General features: G+C 58.2%; 16 protein-coding genes. 8 read left to right on the forward strand and 8 right to left on the reverse strand.

The genetic code is table 11. From position 1 onward, the window contains the following. Positions 1 to 207: 207 nt before the first annotated feature. Positions 208 to 531: a hypothetical protein gene (locus QDY28_RS26315; protein WP_331384314.1), complete on the forward strand. Its 324-nt coding sequence runs from the start codon at positions 208 to 210 to the stop codon at positions 529 to 531. 772 nt (positions 532 to 1,303) lie between these two features. Here QDY28_RS26315 and QDY28_RS26320 read toward each other — a convergent pair. The 6 genes from QDY28_RS26320 to QDY28_RS26345 all read right to left on the reverse strand — a co-directional run bounded on the left by QDY28_RS26320 (position 1,304) and on the right by QDY28_RS26345 (position 7,886). After that, positions 1,304 to 3,508, reverse strand: coding sequence for an amylo-alpha-1,6-glucosidase (locus QDY28_RS26320; protein WP_331384315.1), 2,205 nt, complete (start codon positions 3,506 to 3,508; stop codon positions 1,304 to 1,306). A gap of 15 nt (positions 3,509 to 3,523) precedes the next feature. Continuing rightward, positions 3,524 to 4,618: a glycosyltransferase family 4 protein gene (locus QDY28_RS26325; RefSeq protein WP_331384316.1), complete on the reverse strand. Its 1,095-nt coding sequence runs from the start codon at positions 4,616 to 4,618 to the stop codon at positions 3,524 to 3,526. A 333-nt stretch (positions 4,619 to 4,951) separates the two neighbouring features. Then, positions 4,952 to 5,350: an MFS transporter gene (locus QDY28_RS26330; RefSeq protein WP_331384317.1), complete on the reverse strand. Its 399-nt coding sequence runs from the start codon at positions 5,348 to 5,350 to the stop codon at positions 4,952 to 4,954. Further along, the gene (locus QDY28_RS26335; RefSeq protein WP_331384318.1) at positions 5,287 to 5,679 is read right to left on the reverse strand and encodes a hypothetical protein; all 393 of its coding nucleotides are present in this window, start codon (positions 5,677 to 5,679) and stop codon (positions 5,287 to 5,289) included. The genes QDY28_RS26330 and QDY28_RS26335 overlap by 64 nt, the downstream gene beginning before the upstream one ends. 12 nt (positions 5,680 to 5,691) lie before the next feature. Next, on the reverse strand, positions 5,692 to 6,294 hold the full coding sequence (locus QDY28_RS26340; protein WP_331384319.1) for an MFS transporter: 603 nt from the start codon (positions 6,292 to 6,294) through the stop codon (positions 5,692 to 5,694). A 407-nt stretch (positions 6,295 to 6,701) separates the two neighbouring features. Next, positions 6,702 to 7,886: a LysR substrate-binding domain-containing protein gene (locus tag QDY28_RS26345; protein WP_331384320.1), complete on the reverse strand. Its 1,185-nt coding sequence runs from the start codon at positions 7,884 to 7,886 to the stop codon at positions 6,702 to 6,704. A 222-nt stretch (positions 7,887 to 8,108) separates the two neighbouring features. Between QDY28_RS26345 and QDY28_RS26350 the strand changes: the two genes are divergently transcribed. After that, the gene (locus tag QDY28_RS26350) at positions 8,109 to 8,522 is read left to right on the forward strand and encodes an SgcJ/EcaC family oxidoreductase (protein WP_442967595.1); all 414 of its coding nucleotides are present in this window, start codon (positions 8,109 to 8,111) and stop codon (positions 8,520 to 8,522) included. A gap of 123 nt (positions 8,523 to 8,645) precedes the next feature. On the opposite strand, the gene QDY28_RS26355 is transcribed toward QDY28_RS26350, so the two are convergent. Both QDY28_RS26355 and QDY28_RS26360 read right to left on the reverse strand, forming a co-directional pair. Further along, on the reverse strand, positions 8,646 to 9,914 hold the full coding sequence (locus QDY28_RS26355; RefSeq protein WP_331384322.1) for a class II D-tagatose-bisphosphate aldolase, non-catalytic subunit: 1,269 nt from the start codon (positions 9,912 to 9,914) through the stop codon (positions 8,646 to 8,648). After that, positions 9,911 to 10,900, reverse strand: coding sequence for a tagatose kinase (locus QDY28_RS26360; protein WP_442967592.1), 990 nt, complete (start codon positions 10,898 to 10,900; stop codon positions 9,911 to 9,913). The genes QDY28_RS26355 and QDY28_RS26360 overlap by 4 nt, the downstream gene beginning before the upstream one ends. 285 nt (positions 10,901 to 11,185) lie before the next feature. Between QDY28_RS26360 and QDY28_RS26365 the strand changes: the two genes are divergently transcribed. The 6 genes from QDY28_RS26365 (at position 11,186) to QDY28_RS26390 (ending at position 17,663) form a co-directional block, all read left to right on the forward strand. Then, positions 11,186 to 12,499: an ABC transporter substrate-binding protein gene (locus QDY28_RS26365; protein ID WP_331384323.1), complete on the forward strand. Its 1,314-nt coding sequence runs from the start codon at positions 11,186 to 11,188 to the stop codon at positions 12,497 to 12,499. Positions 12,500 to 12,649: 150 nt separating this feature from the next. Further along, positions 12,650 to 13,558: a carbohydrate ABC transporter permease gene (locus tag QDY28_RS26370; protein WP_331384324.1), complete on the forward strand. Its 909-nt coding sequence runs from the start codon at positions 12,650 to 12,652 to the stop codon at positions 13,556 to 13,558. Between the two features lie 11 nt (positions 13,559 to 13,569). Then, complete coding sequence (locus QDY28_RS26375; protein ID WP_442967593.1) at positions 13,570 to 14,403, forward strand: carbohydrate ABC transporter permease; 834 nt, start codon at positions 13,570 to 13,572, stop codon at positions 14,401 to 14,403. Between the two features lie 9 nt (positions 14,404 to 14,412). Continuing rightward, the gene (locus QDY28_RS26380) at positions 14,413 to 15,522 is read left to right on the forward strand and encodes an ABC transporter ATP-binding protein (protein ID WP_331384325.1); all 1,110 of its coding nucleotides are present in this window, start codon (positions 14,413 to 14,415) and stop codon (positions 15,520 to 15,522) included. A 24-nt stretch (positions 15,523 to 15,546) separates the two neighbouring features. Next, entirely contained in the window at positions 15,547 to 16,317 is a 771-nt protein-coding gene (locus QDY28_RS26385) for an L-iditol 2-dehydrogenase (RefSeq protein ID WP_331384326.1), read from the forward strand. Between the two features lie 326 nt (positions 16,318 to 16,643). After that, positions 16,644 to 17,663, forward strand: coding sequence for a LacI family DNA-binding transcriptional regulator (locus QDY28_RS26390; RefSeq protein ID WP_331384341.1), 1,020 nt, complete (start codon positions 16,644 to 16,646; stop codon positions 17,661 to 17,663). Positions 17,664 to 17,744: the final 81 nt, after the last annotated feature.

Raw genomic sequence — 17,744 nt, forward strand, 5'->3', positions numbered from 1 at the left:
CCTGGCGCCCGTCTTTCTATCTCCGCAAGGCGTGCCTTGCGGGCATCTTCCCCTGATTGAAAGGGAGCAGCGGCAGTTCTATCCCCGAAACCGCACCATGCGGATGACGGCCAACTCGTCCAACAGTGCCCCTCCGAAAAACCACGCCTGAAAGAGCGACGTTCAGCCTAATGACAGTGGCTTAGCGTACTTGGTCTGAAAAGCGTTATGCTGTCTTCGGTTCCCGGCAAATTCTTGAAATTGCAGAGACCGAAAATTACATCATTTCCAATCGGCAAATGCGCCAGGCGGAGGAAGGACGGAATGATCAGCAGGTATCTCAGCAAGCGTGACTTGGCTCTCGATTCAATCGACTTGGACACCTGTCAGCGCGCCTTTGATGCCATTCTGCTCAAAAGGAATATTTCGCGCGAAAGCGAAGAAGGCGAGCAAGTGGCGGCAATGATCATCGAGCTTTTCAGGGAAGGGGTTCACGACGAACATCAGCTTGTCGCGCTTGTCGGCATTAACGAGAGCCATCGCCCTCGTTAATGCCGATAAAATCCCGCTTTGGTGGAACAAACCTAGTAGGACACCGTTTGCAAACTAGTTGGAAAGTTCCCCTTTCCGACCGGCCTCCAAGCCAACCCGTCGTTGGCGGCGCCCCTGCCAGCGGCGGGTTCCTGGATCAATCCAGCTATCCGTCCCGCGGCGTCGGATTCGGTCCGCATCCACACCTGAACGCTGCTGAACTTTCCGCGCGAGGCGCGCAGCCGATATTGCGGAGTAGGCAGATCATAACTTCAAACAAGTCTGCCGTCAGCCGGCGGGGCCGCAATGCTGGCGACAGACCTTCTCGTGGCGCCTTTTGGAGCCACCAGGCGAGGACGGGGATCGACTCGCCCGTTTGGGTGAACGCCAGGGAAAACGACTTGTTCCATCGGCTTATGAACGAAGCCAATCGGCCAACTGCAAAGATTAGCTCGTTCTGATCTAAGATCGTTCGCTATGGAAAGCAGACGTATCAATCTTTTCAGACATGGCTGGGCTTCCCTCGCGATAAGATGCCCCGGCCTTCGTGCGCACCCCAACAATGCTCCTTGGTTCAGAGATCTATGCAAAAGCTATAGCCAAGCGGTCTTGCAGCGAGATCGGCTGCGGCTGACACGAGTCAATGCCGATCAATTGGGAGAATACGAGGAGCTCTGCGACGATCTGGAGAAAGAAGCCCAGCTCTATCTCGGCTTGTTAAATCAGCCGTCGTAGGCGCCAAATCGGCTGAGGCCGATCCCTGATAAGCTAGCGCCCGCATGATTTCGCTCGGTTATGCAGTCGTGAGAATCCGGATATCGCCTTTGCGATCGATAACGTCGACCATGACATGGCGACCAGAGCGGCGCAAGGCGACATCGGCCGAACCGGAACCGATCTGCAGGCGCCGCAAGATCACTTCATCAAGGAATGTGGGAAGCTGCGGCTCATGAAAGCTGATCTGCAGCTTGTTCGGATTGAAACTGAGGCCGAGACAGGATTGAAGCAGGAAGAGCGGTGCGGCCGCCGCCCAGGCTTGCGGGGAGCAGGCCACGGGATAGAAGGTCGGCCCTTGTGCCCGCTGGCGCGATAGTCCGCAGAAAAGTTCGGGAAGCCGCCGCAGGTCGATATAGGTGGACGCGGCAAAGAGCCCGTCGAATATCCTCGCTGCTGCCGCGCGATAACCGTAGGCTGCAAGGCCCCTGGCGATCAGCGCATTGTCGTGCGGCCAGATCGAGCCGTTGTGGTAACTCATCGGATTATAACGCGCTTCCGTCGAGGCGATGGTGCGAATGCCCCAGCCGCAGAAGGATGAGGCGGTCATCAATGTGCGGGCAACCTGTTCTGCCCGCTCCGGATAGGCAAGGCCGGTAAACAGTGCATGGCCGGCATTCGACGATCGAACCCTGCAAGGTCGCTTATCGCCGTCGAGCGCCAACGCATAGGTGCCGAGCTCCTCGTCGAAAAAGCCCTCATCGAAGGCTCGGCGCAGCCCATCGGCCCTCACAACCAGGTTTGCGGCGCGCTCCGCCTGCCCGAGCCGCTGGAATATCTCCGCTGCAGCCTGCCAGGCGCCATAGACATAGGCTTGGACTTCGGCGATTGCGATTGGACCCTTGGCCAGCGTTCCGTCCGCATGAAAGACGGAATCATGACTGTCTTTCCAAGCCTGATTGATCAAGCCCTCTTTCGTCAGCCGCCCATATTCGACGAAGCCGTCGCCGTCGCGATCGCCATAGTCGTCGATCCAAGACAAGGCCGCCTCGATATGCGGCAGCAGGCGCTCGATGGCCGCAAGGTCGCCGGTCCGTTTGAGATAGTCGCCTGCCAGCATCACGAACAATGGCGTGGAGTCGATGCTGCCGTAGTAGCGCCGGAAGGGTACCTCCCCAAGCTCGGCCATTTCGCCGCAACGGACTTCGTGCAGAATTTTGCCGGGCTCGGCATCCGAGGAGGGATCCATTTCCGTCGCCTGGTTCGTCGCCAAATGGCCGAGAACGCCGCGGGCAATCTCGGGATCGAGCCAAAGTACCTGCAGGGCGGTTATGAGCGCATCGCGGCCGAAGACTGTGCTGAACCACGGAATGCCGGCATAGGGGTAAGGCCCCTCCGGCTTTTCGGTCATCAACATATTCAGATCCGAAGTGCAGCGCCGTGCTGCTTCGTTGAATATCTCATTGGACGTAACGATCGAAACTGCTCTCGACGACCGGGCGCGCAGTGCACGGCGCGCGTCACGCAAGGCAAAAAAGAAGGACCAGTAGCTTGACTTGTCGGTTTCGGCGGGATCGCAGGCAATCTCGATAAAAAGTGATCGGGTTTCGTGCGGAGCAAGCTGCACGTCATAAAATACGTGTTCATTGCCACATTCGTCCGGAAGAGGGTCGAAGGAGAGCCTCGTCGATCGTGCGCGATCGTCGAGCCCTTCATAGGCAAGAAGGATGCCGTCTTCCGAGACGGCCGGCGGGAGATGACGGCCGCGCTTTGCTCTCACCGTGCCGCGTACCTCAAAGAGATCGGCGAAGTCGGCTGCAAATGCAATCTCGACGCGGACGTTCAGCGGTCCCTCATCGAAGTTGCGCACGGTCAGCCGTTCGTGAAAACGCCCGTTCCACAAGAAGCGGGTGCGGCGCAGATGGATGTGATCGTGTCCGAGGATGAGCTTTCCGGTCCTGTCGAAAAGATCTGGATTGGTGAGATCGCAGGTGAGCGTGGCATTGTCGTCGCGCAATGTCGAAGACAGCAGCATCGGCTTCTGGCCGTTGATCGTCAGGTGAAGGTGAGAGAGATAGCGGGTGTCGCGATGGAAAATTCCCTCCGGACTATCCGGTCCGGAAAGGACGTCCCCATTGCGATCGAAGACGGCGAAAGTGTCGCCATGCTTCAAGGTCAGCGGCTGCCGCTCATGCAGCGAAGCGGTAGCCGGAACGAAGAACTGAGCGATCGGCGCACCGGACGCGGCTGGCGCCGGAAGACTGTCGGAGGAAACGATCGGCATTTTCCTCTCCTCTGATTAATTGACGGCCTCCAGACCCACGGCGTAGTCCTCGGAGGAGTGCAGCGGGGCGACCTTCTTGCAGGTACCGGGTAGTTGCCGGTATATGTCCAGGTAGTCCCTGGCCATCCGCTCCGTGGTAAAGCGCTTATCGAAAGTTGCCCGCACCCTTCGGCGATCGAGCTTCAGCGCCCATTCGAGTTTTTCTGCCGCTTCGGCGACACTGTCGACCAGAATGCCGGAGACGCCGTCGTCGATCACCTCCGGCACCGAGCCGCAACGGAAGGCGATAACGGGCGTACCACACGCCATTGCCTCGATCATAACAAGGCCGAACGGTTCCGGCCAGTCGATCGGGAAGAGCAGCGCGCGGGCATTTCCGAGGAAATCGGCCTTCTGCTGGTCATTGATCTCGCCGATGAATTCGACATTCTGATGGCTTTTTACCATCGGTTCGATCACCGTCTTCCAGTATTCTTTGTCGACATTGTCGATTTTTGCCGCGATCTTCAGGGGCATGCCTGATCGGCTTGCGATCTCGATCGCGCGGTCAGGGCGCTTTTCGAGTGAGATGCGGCCAAGAAAGGCAAGGTAGTTGCCTTTCGGCTTCTCCGTGAAGGGAAGCAGATTTGCCGGTAAGCCATGATAGACCGTTCCCGACCAATTGACCGGGGGCATCGGCCGGCGCTGATCGTTGGAGATCGAGACCAGTGGAATGTCTGTAAAAGCCCGGTAGAAGGGATAGAGGTCCGGCAGGTCGAGACGCCCGTGCAGGGTGGTTACCGCACGATCGACGAAATCGCGGATCAGCGGAAAATGCAGCACGTCGTTATGGAAATGCAGGATATCGAACGCATCCGCCCGCCGGCAAACTTTGTCCAGCATCAGAACATGATGCGGCACGGGGTCCTTGACTGCATCGTTGAGCCTCAGCGCCACGTCGCAACAGGGTATCAGCCTCGCGCTCGTGACGGAATCGCCGCTGGCAAAAAGGGTCACGTCATGCCCCTGGGCGACAAGTTCTTCACAGAGATAGGAAACGATGCGTTCGGTTCCTCCATAAAGCTTAGGCGGAACGCTTTCTGCGAGCGGCGCAATCTGAGCAATCTTCATCAGTGAAACCTCCTCAAGAGAGCAACGTCGTCGGCCATCCCACCCGGGCGCTTAAACGCGGACGGGGGGCAGACCGATCGGAGCGGCAAGCTTTGAAGAGATCGACACAAACACCTAGATGTTGCGGCGCGAAAAATTGGTCGTTACCAAGCGACTTCAATGCTTCCAGAACTTCGTTACAGGACATGATGCATTTCATGACTAGATAACGATGCAAAGCGGGCAAGGTTCGATTGCACCTGTGTCGGACGTTGGAAGGCCTCTTCGGATATTGCTAGCGGAAACGTCATTGCAGAGAAAATATGCGGCTCAGATTGGGAGCCGCATGGGCAATTATCTCGTCGCTCGTTGTTGAAGTTGCGGCGTCAATTGCAGTTCGTTGATCAGGATTGCAGCGGCGCCGATCGCCGCGGGTACCGCGAGCGCGCAGAAGATGCCGCGGAAGTCCCAGCCGAGGCCGAGCAGCAGACCGCCAATCGATGAACCGAGAATACTGCCCAGCCGGCCGATGCCCAGCATCCAGCTCACACCGGTCGCGCGGGCAAAGGTGGGATAGCGGCCTGGCGCGTAGGCATTGAGGCCGGTTTGGCCGCCGCTCATGAAAAAGCCGACTGTTCCGACGATCAGTGCGAGGACTGCCGACGTCAGCCCGCTGAAGGCAAGCGCTATCAGCGCAACCGCGCCGAGCAGGTATGATATCGAGATGGCGCTCTTCGAACCGATGCGTTGCATCGCAAAGCCGACCACGACAGCGCAATCGTGCCGCCGAGTTGGAACCTGGCGGTGACATTCGCTGCCGTCCCGATCGGCATGCCCGCATCCGTGATCATCGTCGGCAGCCAGCTCGTCGTCAGATAGATGACCAGCAGCCCCATGAAATAGCACAGCCACAGCGACAGGGTGCGGATGATGAATGCCGGCGTGAACAGAAGCGTGACCGGCTGGCTCGCGGTCACCGGCTCGTCTTCGAGCGTGAATTCGCTGACCGACCTGAAATCCTCGCCCGCCACCTGCGATAGCTCTTTGCGGATGCGATCGGTCCCAGCTCCGCGGACGACCATGAAGCGGGCCGATTACGGAAGGAGGAAAAACAGGATCACGGAAAGCGCGAGCGGCACGCCGCCGCCGAAGACGAGCACCGAATGCCAGCCGAACTTCGGCAACAGGTATGCGGCCACAAAGCCGATGATCGCCGAACCGAAGTTGAAGCCAGTGAACATGATCGCCAGAAGAACGGAGCGCTTCTGCTCGGGGACGTATTCAGATAGCAGCGTTGTCGTGTTGGGCATTGCGGCGCCGAGGCCGAGGCCGGTCAGGAAACGGAGAACCGCCATCTCTGTCGGACTTTGAGCGAGCGCAGTGAGGAGGCTCAGGACGCCGAAGGCGAAGACCGAGCCGAGCAGTACGCGGCGACGGCCGAACCAATCGGAAGACGAGCCCGCAAAGATCGCGCCGATGGCCAGACCAACCGGCGCGGCGGCCATCACCAGACCGAAGGCAGGCTTGGAAATGCCCCAATCGCCCGTGATCGCCGGAGCGAGAAAGCCCATGATGGCGACGTCCATGCCGTCGCAGAAGACGATCAGGAAGCAGAGAACAGTCAGTGTCCATTGCATTCGCGACATCGGGCGGCTGTTTATGTAAGACCTGATCTCCAGGACGGATGGCTGTGTCATGTACTCCTCCGACATGATGGTTGCGCGTCTGCGCGCGAGGCTTGATGCTGGGCGTTCTGGTTCACCCATGGGCAATCCGCTTGGGGAAATGGCTTTGTGGAAGCCCTTGACCGACTTTCGCCGTCAACCTCCTCCGCCCTGCGCCGCGTTGACGGGCCAAGCAGTACGCGTCTTGCATGACGACCTCCAATCCAATCAGAGGTCCGCTGCATAAGCGGCGGCTATAGAGGGACTGCATCGCAGGCGAGATAGTCTGGAAGATCGAAAACATTCCGAAACCTCCACCATTTCGCGCCGCAATCCGGCGCATCTAGCCAATGGTTCGGGGCTCCTGAGATGGGCCCACGGCCTGGGCGCGCTCGTATCAAGACGGCGGATATGCCGCATGGCCATTTCAGGAAAGCGTCTTAAGGGAAGGCTATAGGCCGCAAGTTTGCCTCGCGGCCGCTTCCTCGCGGATCTCGTCGAGAAAAGCTGCCTGAGCGGCTGTGGGTAGCCACCCCCCTGCGCATCGTGATGCCGATCGGCCGTTCGGTATGGGTGAGATCGAACGGCAGGGACGTCATAAGGCCGCGCTTGATCTCCGCCGCCGCTTGGCCACCCGAAACGAAACCGAGATGGTCGGTCTGATCGAGGAGTTCACGCATCAGGATCAGCGAGCTGGACTCGACCACGCTTCTCGGTCCCTGCGATCGGCCTTGGAACAGGGCGTCGAAATGGGTTCTGATCGGCGTGCCGCTTGTTGCAACCACCCAGGGATAGGATGCCAGATCGCCTATGCATATCGAGTCTTTTCCGACGAGGGGGTGGCGCTTGCCTGAGACGATCACCACGATGTCATTAAACAGCGTTTCCTGCTCGACGTCATCGATCGGAAGCGGATTGCGCATCGCCCCGATCAGGAAATCGATCTCGCCGCGCCGCAGACCGCCGAGCAGTTCGGCATAGACGCCCTCGATGGCCTGTTTGGCCGGGTTCATCGCATGGGTCGCAACGCCTGCCGCCTCGAGATGAAAAAGCAGGCTCACCAAGGATTGAGCGACGCCATCGTGCAGATCATAGGCGACGGGGCGGCGCTCCTGCTCTTGCGCACCAATCATCGCCTCTACGAGCCGAGCCAGTTCGCGTTCGCGTGCTTGAAGATCGAACGTTAGCCGCTCGCGGACAGCATGCTGGCGTTCGGCCTTCAAAAACGCAGCAAGCTGATCCGCCACGATCTTGATCGTCTTGCGATCATCGTCATGAATGGGAAAGGCGGTTTTCGATAGACGCAGTTCCAATTGCTCTTCGGCCATCCACGCAGTGCCCATGAACTTCGTCTCGGCGATATCAGAGATCGATTGACTTGAGCCCGCCTGTCCGGCGCACTGCCAAATCTCGCCGGTCTGTGAACGGATCGAAGCCGTATTTGCGCCGGCAAAGGCAGCGATCGCGGATAGAACCTCGCCGACGGTAGCCTCCCACGGCGCGCGATCGAGCATGGAGCGCACGTCGACGATGAGCCGCAGCCGAGCAGCCTTCGCTTCAGCGTCTCTGTAAAGCCGCCGCAATTCGCGAATGGGCGACGCCATTGCATCGATTGCTTCTTCCATGTGCTTTCTGGTCCTTTGAGCGCCCTGGCGCTCCTTAGATAGATGTCGATCGGTCATAATGCATATGCTGTTCGGCATATGCGATTGGCGCCATTCGGCAGACGCGGTCTAGGAAGCGGCAAACCATCTCTGAGACGCCGGCGCAAGTGTTGCCGGAAGATAAGATCGAAGATGGAGACTGATATGAAAAGACGCCTGCTTGCCGCTTCCGTGATTGCTCTTATGGCGACGCCGGCTCTGGCTGAAGAATGTGCGCCGATCACCAAACCCCAGGTGGAGCAGTTGTTTGATCGCTGGAACGCGTCCCTGGCGACGCTCGACCCGGAAAAGGTCGTCGAAAACTATGCCCCTGATGCCGTTCTGCTCCCGACCCTGTCGAACAAGCCGCGGCTGACGCAAGAGGAGCGCAAGGAATATTTCGTCGACTTTCTGAAAAAGCACCCGGAGGGGAAGATCGACAGTCGCACGATCAAAGTCGGTTGCAACGACGCGCTTGATACCGGCATCTACACCTTCATCCTGAAGGATGGCACCAAGGTGCCGGCACGCTACACCTTCACCTATGAGTTCAAGGATGGAAAGTGGCTGATCTCGACACACCATTCATCCGCCATGCCGGAAAAGCATCCGAGCTAAGCCCATTTACGAACGGAGCGCCGGGATTCCTCGGCGCTCCTCCAAATTGACACCTCGACCAAATCGATCGGCGCAGGTCTGGTCACCATCGGCGACTGTGACGCCTGTCATACCGCGCGAAGATCAAGTTGCTGAGCGACACGCGCGGCCATATGTATCGAGAACATCGGACACATAGAGCTTTACGATGGTCGGAACGTCATCGCCTGGACGAATCTTTTCGGCAATACGTCCAAGAAACTGGCTTGCCAGCGTCTCCGGAATGGAGCGACCCCGCAAGGTATTTTCTAACTCTCGGACTGCCTGCACTGCAGCGGGTAGGCCCCAATAGTAGCGGATGCGATCGCTGTAGCTGTAAAGCAATTGCAAAGCGATTTCGGCGTGGCTGCCATGGTAGTGACCCTGCCAGTCGCTCTTGTTCTCCAGCATGAGCCGCTCCATCGTTGAGGCGAGGCGTCTGGAGTAGCCACGGTTCAATTCGGTCGCGATCAGATCAAGCGCAAACAGGCCCTCACGCAGCGCGAAGGTGAGGCCCGGCCCTACCTTCAGAATCGGAAAACCGTCCCGAACCAAGGCAGCCAACGACGCTTCGGTTTGATAGTCCGTCGAATGGGCTTCGAAATTTAAATTGTCCTCCTTGTCGAGAACCTTGGTGAGTTCGCGTGCAAGTTCGGGCTTGTAGGAGACAACGTTTTCACTGCCGAATTCGACGCCGGGCTGGACGACAAAGGCGATGCACCGGTCGAATGCTTCAGAAAGGCCATGTCGCGTGAAAATCTCGCGGTGGGTATCTATCGTTGCTTGCGCGTCCGAAGCTGTCGTCGGCTCCACTATGTCAAGGACGTGGTTCGCGCCGCCTGGCACGGGAACTTCAGTTCCGAGAACATAGAGCGGCTGCGTTCCGATCTCCTTTGCGGCACGCTCGGCGACGGCGGCAAGTTTTGCTGCTCTCTCTGCAACTATCGTATCGCCGAGTACCTTAGGATCGTCGCTGCACGGCATGGACGCATCCAGGTGTATTTTTGTGAAGCCGGCCTTCACATAGTCAGCGACCAGTTCCTCGGCCTTAGTCATAGCGGCTGCGGAGGTCTCCTTGCGCCATGGGTTTGGCCCCAGATGATCGCCGCCGAGGATGATGTCGGATGCCGGAATACCTCTGGCCCCTGCCAATTCGAGGACTTCTTTTGCGAAGTCAGCAGGATTTTTGCCGGTGTATCCACCATACCGATTGACTTGATTACAGGTTGCCTCGATGAGCACCGGCCCGGGGTTCTTGCGAGCCAGAGACATGGTCGCATCGAGCACCCAGGGGTGAGCCGAACAGACGGAGGTTATTCCAACCCGTTGCCCTGCGCGTCGTGCCTCGGCGAGGTTTCGAAGAAAAGCGCTCATTTTGTTCTCCGCGGGGTAGACGCGATAAATGCGTCCAGTTCGGCAATGTTAGGGAGACCTGTCATTGGTCCCTGCAGGGTCACGTTGCGGGCTCCGGCCGCCGCTGCCCGCTCAAGGGAGGCCTCTGGCCCAAGTCCCTGACGCCGGGATGTGAGATAGGTCGCTCCAAAAGCATCACCTGCGCCCGTAGGATCGATTTCCTCAACGATAAAACCGCAGAAATCATATCGCGCGCCTCCAGCTCCGAAGTAGGTCGCGCCGTCTTTGCCACGCTTGAGAACAATCTCATCGATGCCGAGATCCAGCAGGCGTGTTATAGCGGCGGCCTCGTTCTCGATACCGGCAGCAACGAAGAGTTCCTCTCCCGACGGCAGAAGCAGGTCGGCATTCCGAAGCATGTATTCGAACTGTTGCCGAAGGCTGCCGCTTCCGAGAAGCTCTTTCCTGACATTCGGATCGAATGAAACCGATCCGCCTCTTTGATGCACGGCTTCGATGGCAGTCCTGATAGCAACATCCGCTCCGGGTATCGCAAAAGCCGATCCCATGACGTGAACATGACCAGCCCGCGCGATGAGCGCCTTTGCCTCGGCACTCAATTCGATTGCGCCGGCAGCCGAATGCATGATGTTGAAGATGAAGTCTCGCGATCCATCGTCTCGATAGCGGACGAAGGCACTCCCCGTCGGACGATCCGGGGATACGGAAATTGCCGAAGTATCGACACCGTCGTTTTGCAGCCGTTCGACGTTCAGGGCTCCGAAATCGTCATTGCCGACGCTTGCGATAATTCCCGCCGCGCCGCCTAGACGCGCAATCTGATCGATGAAGATTGCAGGCGCTCCGCTCGGAAACGGGCCATACAGGATCTGTGCTTCCTTGAAACCAAAGCCTGTCGTGGTTGCCATGACTTCCACGAGGATTTCACCGACGGTGATCGTCGGCCCTAGTTTTTCGGGTGCCAGTTTTGCGGCAGGCATAGCCATATTCGTCCTCCATGCTATCGGCTTTGAATAATCGTCGCGCGTGATTATGTCAATAAAATTTACGCACGAAAAGTTTGTGAGTGCACTGGTTTCGATCGGCGTAATTGTAGCCCTGTTTGTAAGCAGAAAAAAATTCATAATCAATTCCAGTATATTGCATGCACAACGGCGGGTCTTTCCAGCTCGTATCGGAATCTTTGTGTTGACAAGAACATAACATTTGATGGATTTAATATTTACGCACGTAACTTTTGTGCGCTAACGCTCGTAAGGAGGACCGAGACAATGGGGAATTTTCTGAAAGTATTGCTATCGTCTGTCGCCGGCTGCGTGCTCGCGGCGGGTCTTGCTCAAGCCGAAGAGTTGACCATCGCGACCGTCAACAACGGCGATATGATCATCATGCAGAAGTTGTCGCCGGAATGGGAAAAGGAAACCGGCAACAAGCTGAACTGGGTCATTTTGGAAGAAAACGTGCTTCGCCAGAAGCTGACCACGGACATCGCAACAAAGGGTGGCCAGTACGATATCATGACGATCGGCGGCTATGAGGCGCCGATCTGGGGCAAGAAGGGTTGGCTTCAGCCGATCGACGACCTCGGCGACGACTATGACTACGGCGATTTGCTTGCGCCCATCAAATCCGGTCTGACCGTAGACGGGAAGCTCTACGCGATACCGTTCTACACAGAAAGCTCGTTTACCCTGTACCGCAAGGATCTGTTCGACGCTGCGGGACTGAAGATGCCCGATCAGCCAACCTACGATCAGATCAAGGAATTCGCCGACAAGCTCACCGACAAGTCCAAGGAGCAGTACGGCCTTTGCCTGCGCGGCAAGCCGGGTTGGGGCGAGAACATGGCCTTTCTCGGAACCATGATCAACACCTATGGCGGCCGCTGGTTCGACATGGACTGGAAGCCCCAGGTCAACTCGGAACCATGGAAGAAGGCCATTACCGACTACGTCGACCTTATGAAGAAGGACGGCCCTCCCGGCGTGACCTCGAACGGCTTCAACGAGAATCAGGCTCTGTTCTCGACCGGTCATTGCGCGATGTGGATCGACGCTACCTCGGCAGCCGGCCGTGTTTACGACCCCAAGCAAAGCCAAGTGGCGGACAAGATTGCCTTCACGCGAGCCCCGGTTAACGTGACGCCGAATGGATCAAGCTGGTCCTGGTCGTGGAACCTCGCAATCCCGACATCTTCCACGAAGGAAGAAGCAGCGAAATCCTTCATCAAATGGGCCACCTCCAAACAGTATGTGAAGATGGTGGGCGAGAAGGAAGGCTGGGTTGCGGTTCCGCCCGGCACCCGCAAATCGACCTATGAGCTGGCTGAATATCAGAAGGCGGCTCCGTTCGCCGATACCGTACTCAAGGCCATCCTGTCAGCCGATCCAGCCCACCCGACCAAGGATCCGGTTCCCTACACCGGCGTCCAGTTCGTCGCCATCCCCGAGTTCCAGGGCATCGGCACCCTCGTCGGTCAGCAGATCGCCTCGGCACTTGCCGGTCAGCAAACGGTTGATGCTGCACTCGACAGTGCACAGAAGCAGGTCGAGCGCGAAATGAAAAAGGCCGGTTACCTCAAGTGAGATAGCGGCTTCGCCCGCGGTGTCGCTACCGCGGGCTCCTCCCGGAGGGTTCCGGCAGCGTCAGCCGCCGGAACTCCGGTTTTATCTTCTCTCCAATCGCTCCGTTGATCGCTGCCGGCCAGCGGCCGACGCATTGCGAAGAGGTTTTCGATGACAACGATTTCGGGTGAATTCATCCGGCGGACGCAGAGGCGCTCCGGCCGTTCGGTCCGCACAGGCCCGCTTTTAGCTCCGGCCGTCGGCCTTCTCCTCGCATGGATGATTGTTCCGCTCGTGCTGACGCTCTGGTTCTCCATGCAGTACTACAATCTGCTGGATCCATTGAGCGCGGGCTTCGCAGGCCTCGACAACTATTCCTATCTGATAACGGACGACGGTCTTCTGGCGGCGATCCTCAGGACTCTCGTCATCCTTTTCGCTGTCCTCGCACTTTCGGTCGGCTTCGGCGTGATGTTCGCGCTCCTTTTCGACATCGAGTTCGCGGGACGTGGCGTTGCCCGCCTGCTGATCATCGCGCCGTTTTTCGTGATGCCCACGGTGACGGCGTTGATATGGAAGAACCTCTTGATGCATCCTGTCAACGGGCTCTTTGCCTATCTCGCCAAGCTTGTCGGATTGACGCCGATCGACTGGTTCGTGCAGATGCCGATGACGTCGATCATCATCATCGTCGCCTGGCAGTGGATACCCTTCGCGACGCTCATCCTCATGACGGCCATGCAGTCTTTGGACCGCGAGCAGATGGAAGCGGCACGTCTCGATGGCTCCAAGGGGTGGTCCACATTCGTTCACATAATTCTGCCGCACCTGCTTCGGCCGATCTCGGTCGTGGTCATGATCGAGACCATCTTCCTGCTTGCGGTCTTCGCCGAAATCCAGGTCACGACGGCGGGCGGGCCGGGGACTGCAACGACGACCCTGACTTATTTCATCTACAACAAGGCCCTTCTTCAGTGGGACGTGGGCGCGGCCTCTGCCGGTGGCGTCTTCGCGATCATCCTGGCCAACATCGTCGCCGCCTTCCTGATCCGGACGGTGGCACGCAACCTGGAAAATTGAGGAGAACGGATTTGGCTAAACGAAACCACATTTTCCGCTCTCAGAAGCTGTGGTGCGGCATTGGAGGCTGGACCGCTTCCTTCCTCATGTTCTTCCCGATCCTGTGGATGCTGATGGCGGCGTTCAAGACCGAGATCGACGCCGTAGCGACTCCTCCGAAACTCTTCTTCACGCCGACGCTGGAGAACTTCGTGGATGTCAATGCGCGCGCGGACTATCTTCAATATGCCCTGAACAGCATCATCGAAAGCCTTGGTTCGACTGCTCTATGCCTCGTTATCGGGATTCCGGCGGCGTACGCGGCCGCATTTTTTCCGGGCAAGCGGACCAAGGATCTGCTTATGTGGATGCTGTCGACCAAGATGCTTCCGGCCGTCGGAGTGCTCGTACCGATCTATCTGTTGTTCCGCGACACCGGCCTTCTCGATACCCGTAGCGGCATGGTCATCGTGTTCACGTTGTCGAACATGCCGATCGTCGTGTGGATGCTGTACTCATTCTTCAAGGACGTGCCACACGAGATTCTCGAAGCGAGCCGCATGGATGGCGCGAGCACCCTTGAACAGATCTGGTATCTCCTGCTCCCGCTCACCCTGCCTGGGATCGCCTCCACGGCCCTTCTGTCGACGATTCTCTGCTGGAACGAGGCGTTCTGGAGCCTGAACCTGACGGCGTCCAAGGCCGGACGTCTTACGACTTTCATCGCCTCGTTTTCTTCGCCGGAGGGATTGTTCTGGGCGAAGCTCTCGGCGGCATCCACGCTCGCTATCACCCCAATCCTCGTCTTCGGCTGGATGACCCAGCGCCAACTCGTGCGCGGCCTGACGTTCGGCGCGGTTAAATAGGAAAACGACATGGCTACCCTCAGTCTCAAGGAAGTAAAGAAGACCTTCGGTGCGGTCGACGTCATCAAAGGCGTCGATCTCGACATCAAGGATCGAGAGTTCGTGGTCTTCGTCGGGCCGTCCGGATGTGGGAAGTCGACGCTGCTGCGCATGATCGCCGGGCTCGAGGACATCAGCAGCGGCGATCTCGTTATCGACGGCGACCATGCCAATGACGTTCCACCCGACCAGCGCGGGCTCGCGATGGTATTTCAGACCTATGCGCTTTATCGGCACATGACGGTCAAGGACAATATGGGATTTGCGCTGAAGCTTGCGGGCGTTCCGCAAGTGCAGCGCGATCACAAAATAACCGAGGTAGCGTCCCTCTTGCAGCTTGGGCACCTTCTCGACCGCAAGCCAAAGCAGTTGTCCGGCGGACAGAGGCAGCGCGTGGCTATCGGGCGTGCGATGGTCCGCTCACCGCGAATTTTCCTGTTCGATGAGCCGCTTTCCAACCTGGATGCTGCCCTGCGCGTGCAGATGCGCATCGAGCTGGCCCGTCTCCACGACCAACTCGGAGTGACGATGATCTACATCACCCACGACCAGGTGGAGGCTATGACGCTGGCGGACAAGATCGTGGTGCTCCGCGACGGCCGGATCGAGCAGGTCGGTGCACCGATGGAACTCTACCACAACCCCGTGAACCGGTTCGTTGCGGGGTTCATCGGTTCGCCCGCCATGAATTTCCTTCCTGTTACGGCTTTAAACGCCAGCGCGTCCGGCGTTTCGGTGTCCCTGCCTGGCGGCTCGACTTTGCAGGTCCCGGCCGCTGGCAACGTCGGCTCCGGGGCGAGCCTGACGCTGGGCATCCGACCCGAGCATCTGCGGATCTGCAGGGAAGGCCAGATATCAGGCGAGGTCATGGTCGTCGAACGCCTTGGAGGCCATACCTACGTCTACGTGCAGGTCGCACCGGAGCAGCTTGTCATCGTGGAAACGGACGGTGCCGACATGCATCGATTGCATGAACGGGTCTCGCTGTCCTTCAATCCTGCCGACGGCCATTTGTTCGATGAAAACGGCATTGCCCTGCAAAGGGCTCAGAGCACAATCTCTGTCCATGCGTCCCACTAGGACGCTCACTTAGGGAGAAGAACCATGAAACTGAAAGACAAAATTGCCCTCATCACGGGCGGCGCGCGCGGAATCGGCCTCGGCTTTGCCGAGGCCTTCGTCAAGGAAGGCGCAAGGGTGGTGATTGCCGATATCAACATCGAGCGCGCGACGCAGGCCGCCCAAGAGCTGGGCCCAAACGTTTCCGCCATGAAGCTTGACGTGACCGATCTCGCTGCCATCGACACGGTCGTGAGCGAGATCGATCAGAAGTACGGCGGCATCGACATTCTGGTGAACAACGCCGCAATCTTCGACATGGCTCCGATCAACGAAATTACCGAAGCCAGCTATGAAAAGGTCTTCGCGATCAATCTGAAGGGTCCTCTCTTTATGATGAAGGCCGTTTCCAATGTCATGATCGCGCGCGGTCGCGGAGGAAAGATCATCAACATGGCAAGCCAGGCGGGCCGTCGAGGCGAGGCGCTCGTGCTGCTCTATTGCGCGTCAAAGGCCGCAATCATTTCAGCGACACAGTCCGCGGCATTGGGCCTCGTCAAGTATGGCATCAATGTCAACGCGATCGCTCCCGGAGTGGTGGATGGCGAACATTGGGACATTGTCGACGCCCACTTCGCCAAATGGGAAGGACTGAAGCCTGGCGAGAAGAAGGCTGCCGTCGCGAAGTCCGTGCCGATCGGCAGGTTCGCAACGCCTGATGACATCAAGGGGCTCGCGGTCTTCCTGGCATCGTCCGACAGCGACTACATCCTCGCCCAGACCTACAACGTCGACGGCGGCAACTGGCTGAGCTGAGAAAATGACGGTGAAAGCCAGATCTTTTTAAAGAAGGGGACCGCGGCACTGGCAGACGTGCCGCTTCCTTCACGCGCCGCCGGCCACGCGCTGGTGCACGTCAGGGCGGCCGGGTGCGGCTGATATCGTATCGTTTTTCCGTTATCGGAGATGCTGCCCTTCTTCGAGAAAGGTGGAGGATCACGCATGAGGAAGGTGCAGTTCGCGGCGGATCGACTTTCGGTTTTTCCCGATCGGGGGAACACTCTTTTCCATCAGAAGAGAGTCGGATAGACACTCTATGGTAACGTTAGGAGACATGGGTCGTGCCGAAACCGATCAAAACGATGGAGGACTTTTCAGAGTTTGTCGGTCTATCCCGTCCTACCGTATCCAAATACTTCAACGATCCGAGCTCCGTTCGAAAGAAGACGCGGGAAACCATCGAGGTCGCTCTGAAAAAGTCCGGCTTCCGGCCGAACCTTTTCGCGGTCAATCTCAATCGCCGGCGCACGAATATTGTCGGCATCATCATTCCGAGCTCGATCGACCCCTTCTACATGGCTCTGACGCGCCGGATTGAGGCGCTGGCGACGGAAGCGGGCTTTTTCCCGCTTGTTTTGTCGACCGATGGTCAGGCCGATCTCGAGGACAGGGCGATCCGCACCCTCAAATCGCTGAATGTGGCCGGTGCGATCATTGCGCCGCTTGGCGTGGAGTCTCACCAGCGAACGCTGGCCGAGTACGGGCGGAGTGTTCCTCTTGTTTACGTCGACTCGCCGTTGGATGACACGTCCGCATTCGTCGGAACCGACAATGAGCAGAGCTTCCGGCTTATAGTCGACTACCTGTGTCGTTCCGGAGAGCCCCCAAGCTATCTTGGCATGCCGGACGTCAATACCAATGCGAGGACACGCGAGAACTCGTATCTCGATGCAATGGCTCAGTTTGGAATGACGCCGCACGTGTTGCCGGTGCCGAAGGTCCGCACCTGGGACTTCGAGCGGTTTGGCTTCGAGGAAACCATGCGTCTTGCAGGGAGTCCAAACGGCCTGCCCACCAAGACCATCCTCTGCGCCAACGATCGTATTGCATTCGGTGGAATCGCGGCTGCCTACAAATTGGGGCTGAAGGTCGGGCATGGGAGCAACGCCGACATCAGAATAGCCGGTCACGACGATCATCCCTTGTCGCGATACGCTTGTCCGCCGATAACGACGGTCGCCCAAAATGTCAGCGAGATCGGCGAACGCGCCGTGAATATGCTTCTTGCCATGCTTGGCGAGGCCGATTCAGAGAGAGAAAACTTCAGCCCCACGGGTCGCTTCTTGTTGTCTGGCGATCTGATGCTTCGGGAATCCGCGTGACGGAGGCAAAGTTTGATCGACGTGGTCGTCAGTGACCGATCAAATAGATGTTACGTCTCGGCATTTGAAACAACGCATTTG

The sequence above is a fragment of the Rhizobium sp. BR 362 genome (assembly GCF_036528765.1).
GTDB lineage: Bacteria > Pseudomonadota > Alphaproteobacteria > Rhizobiales > Rhizobiaceae > Rhizobium.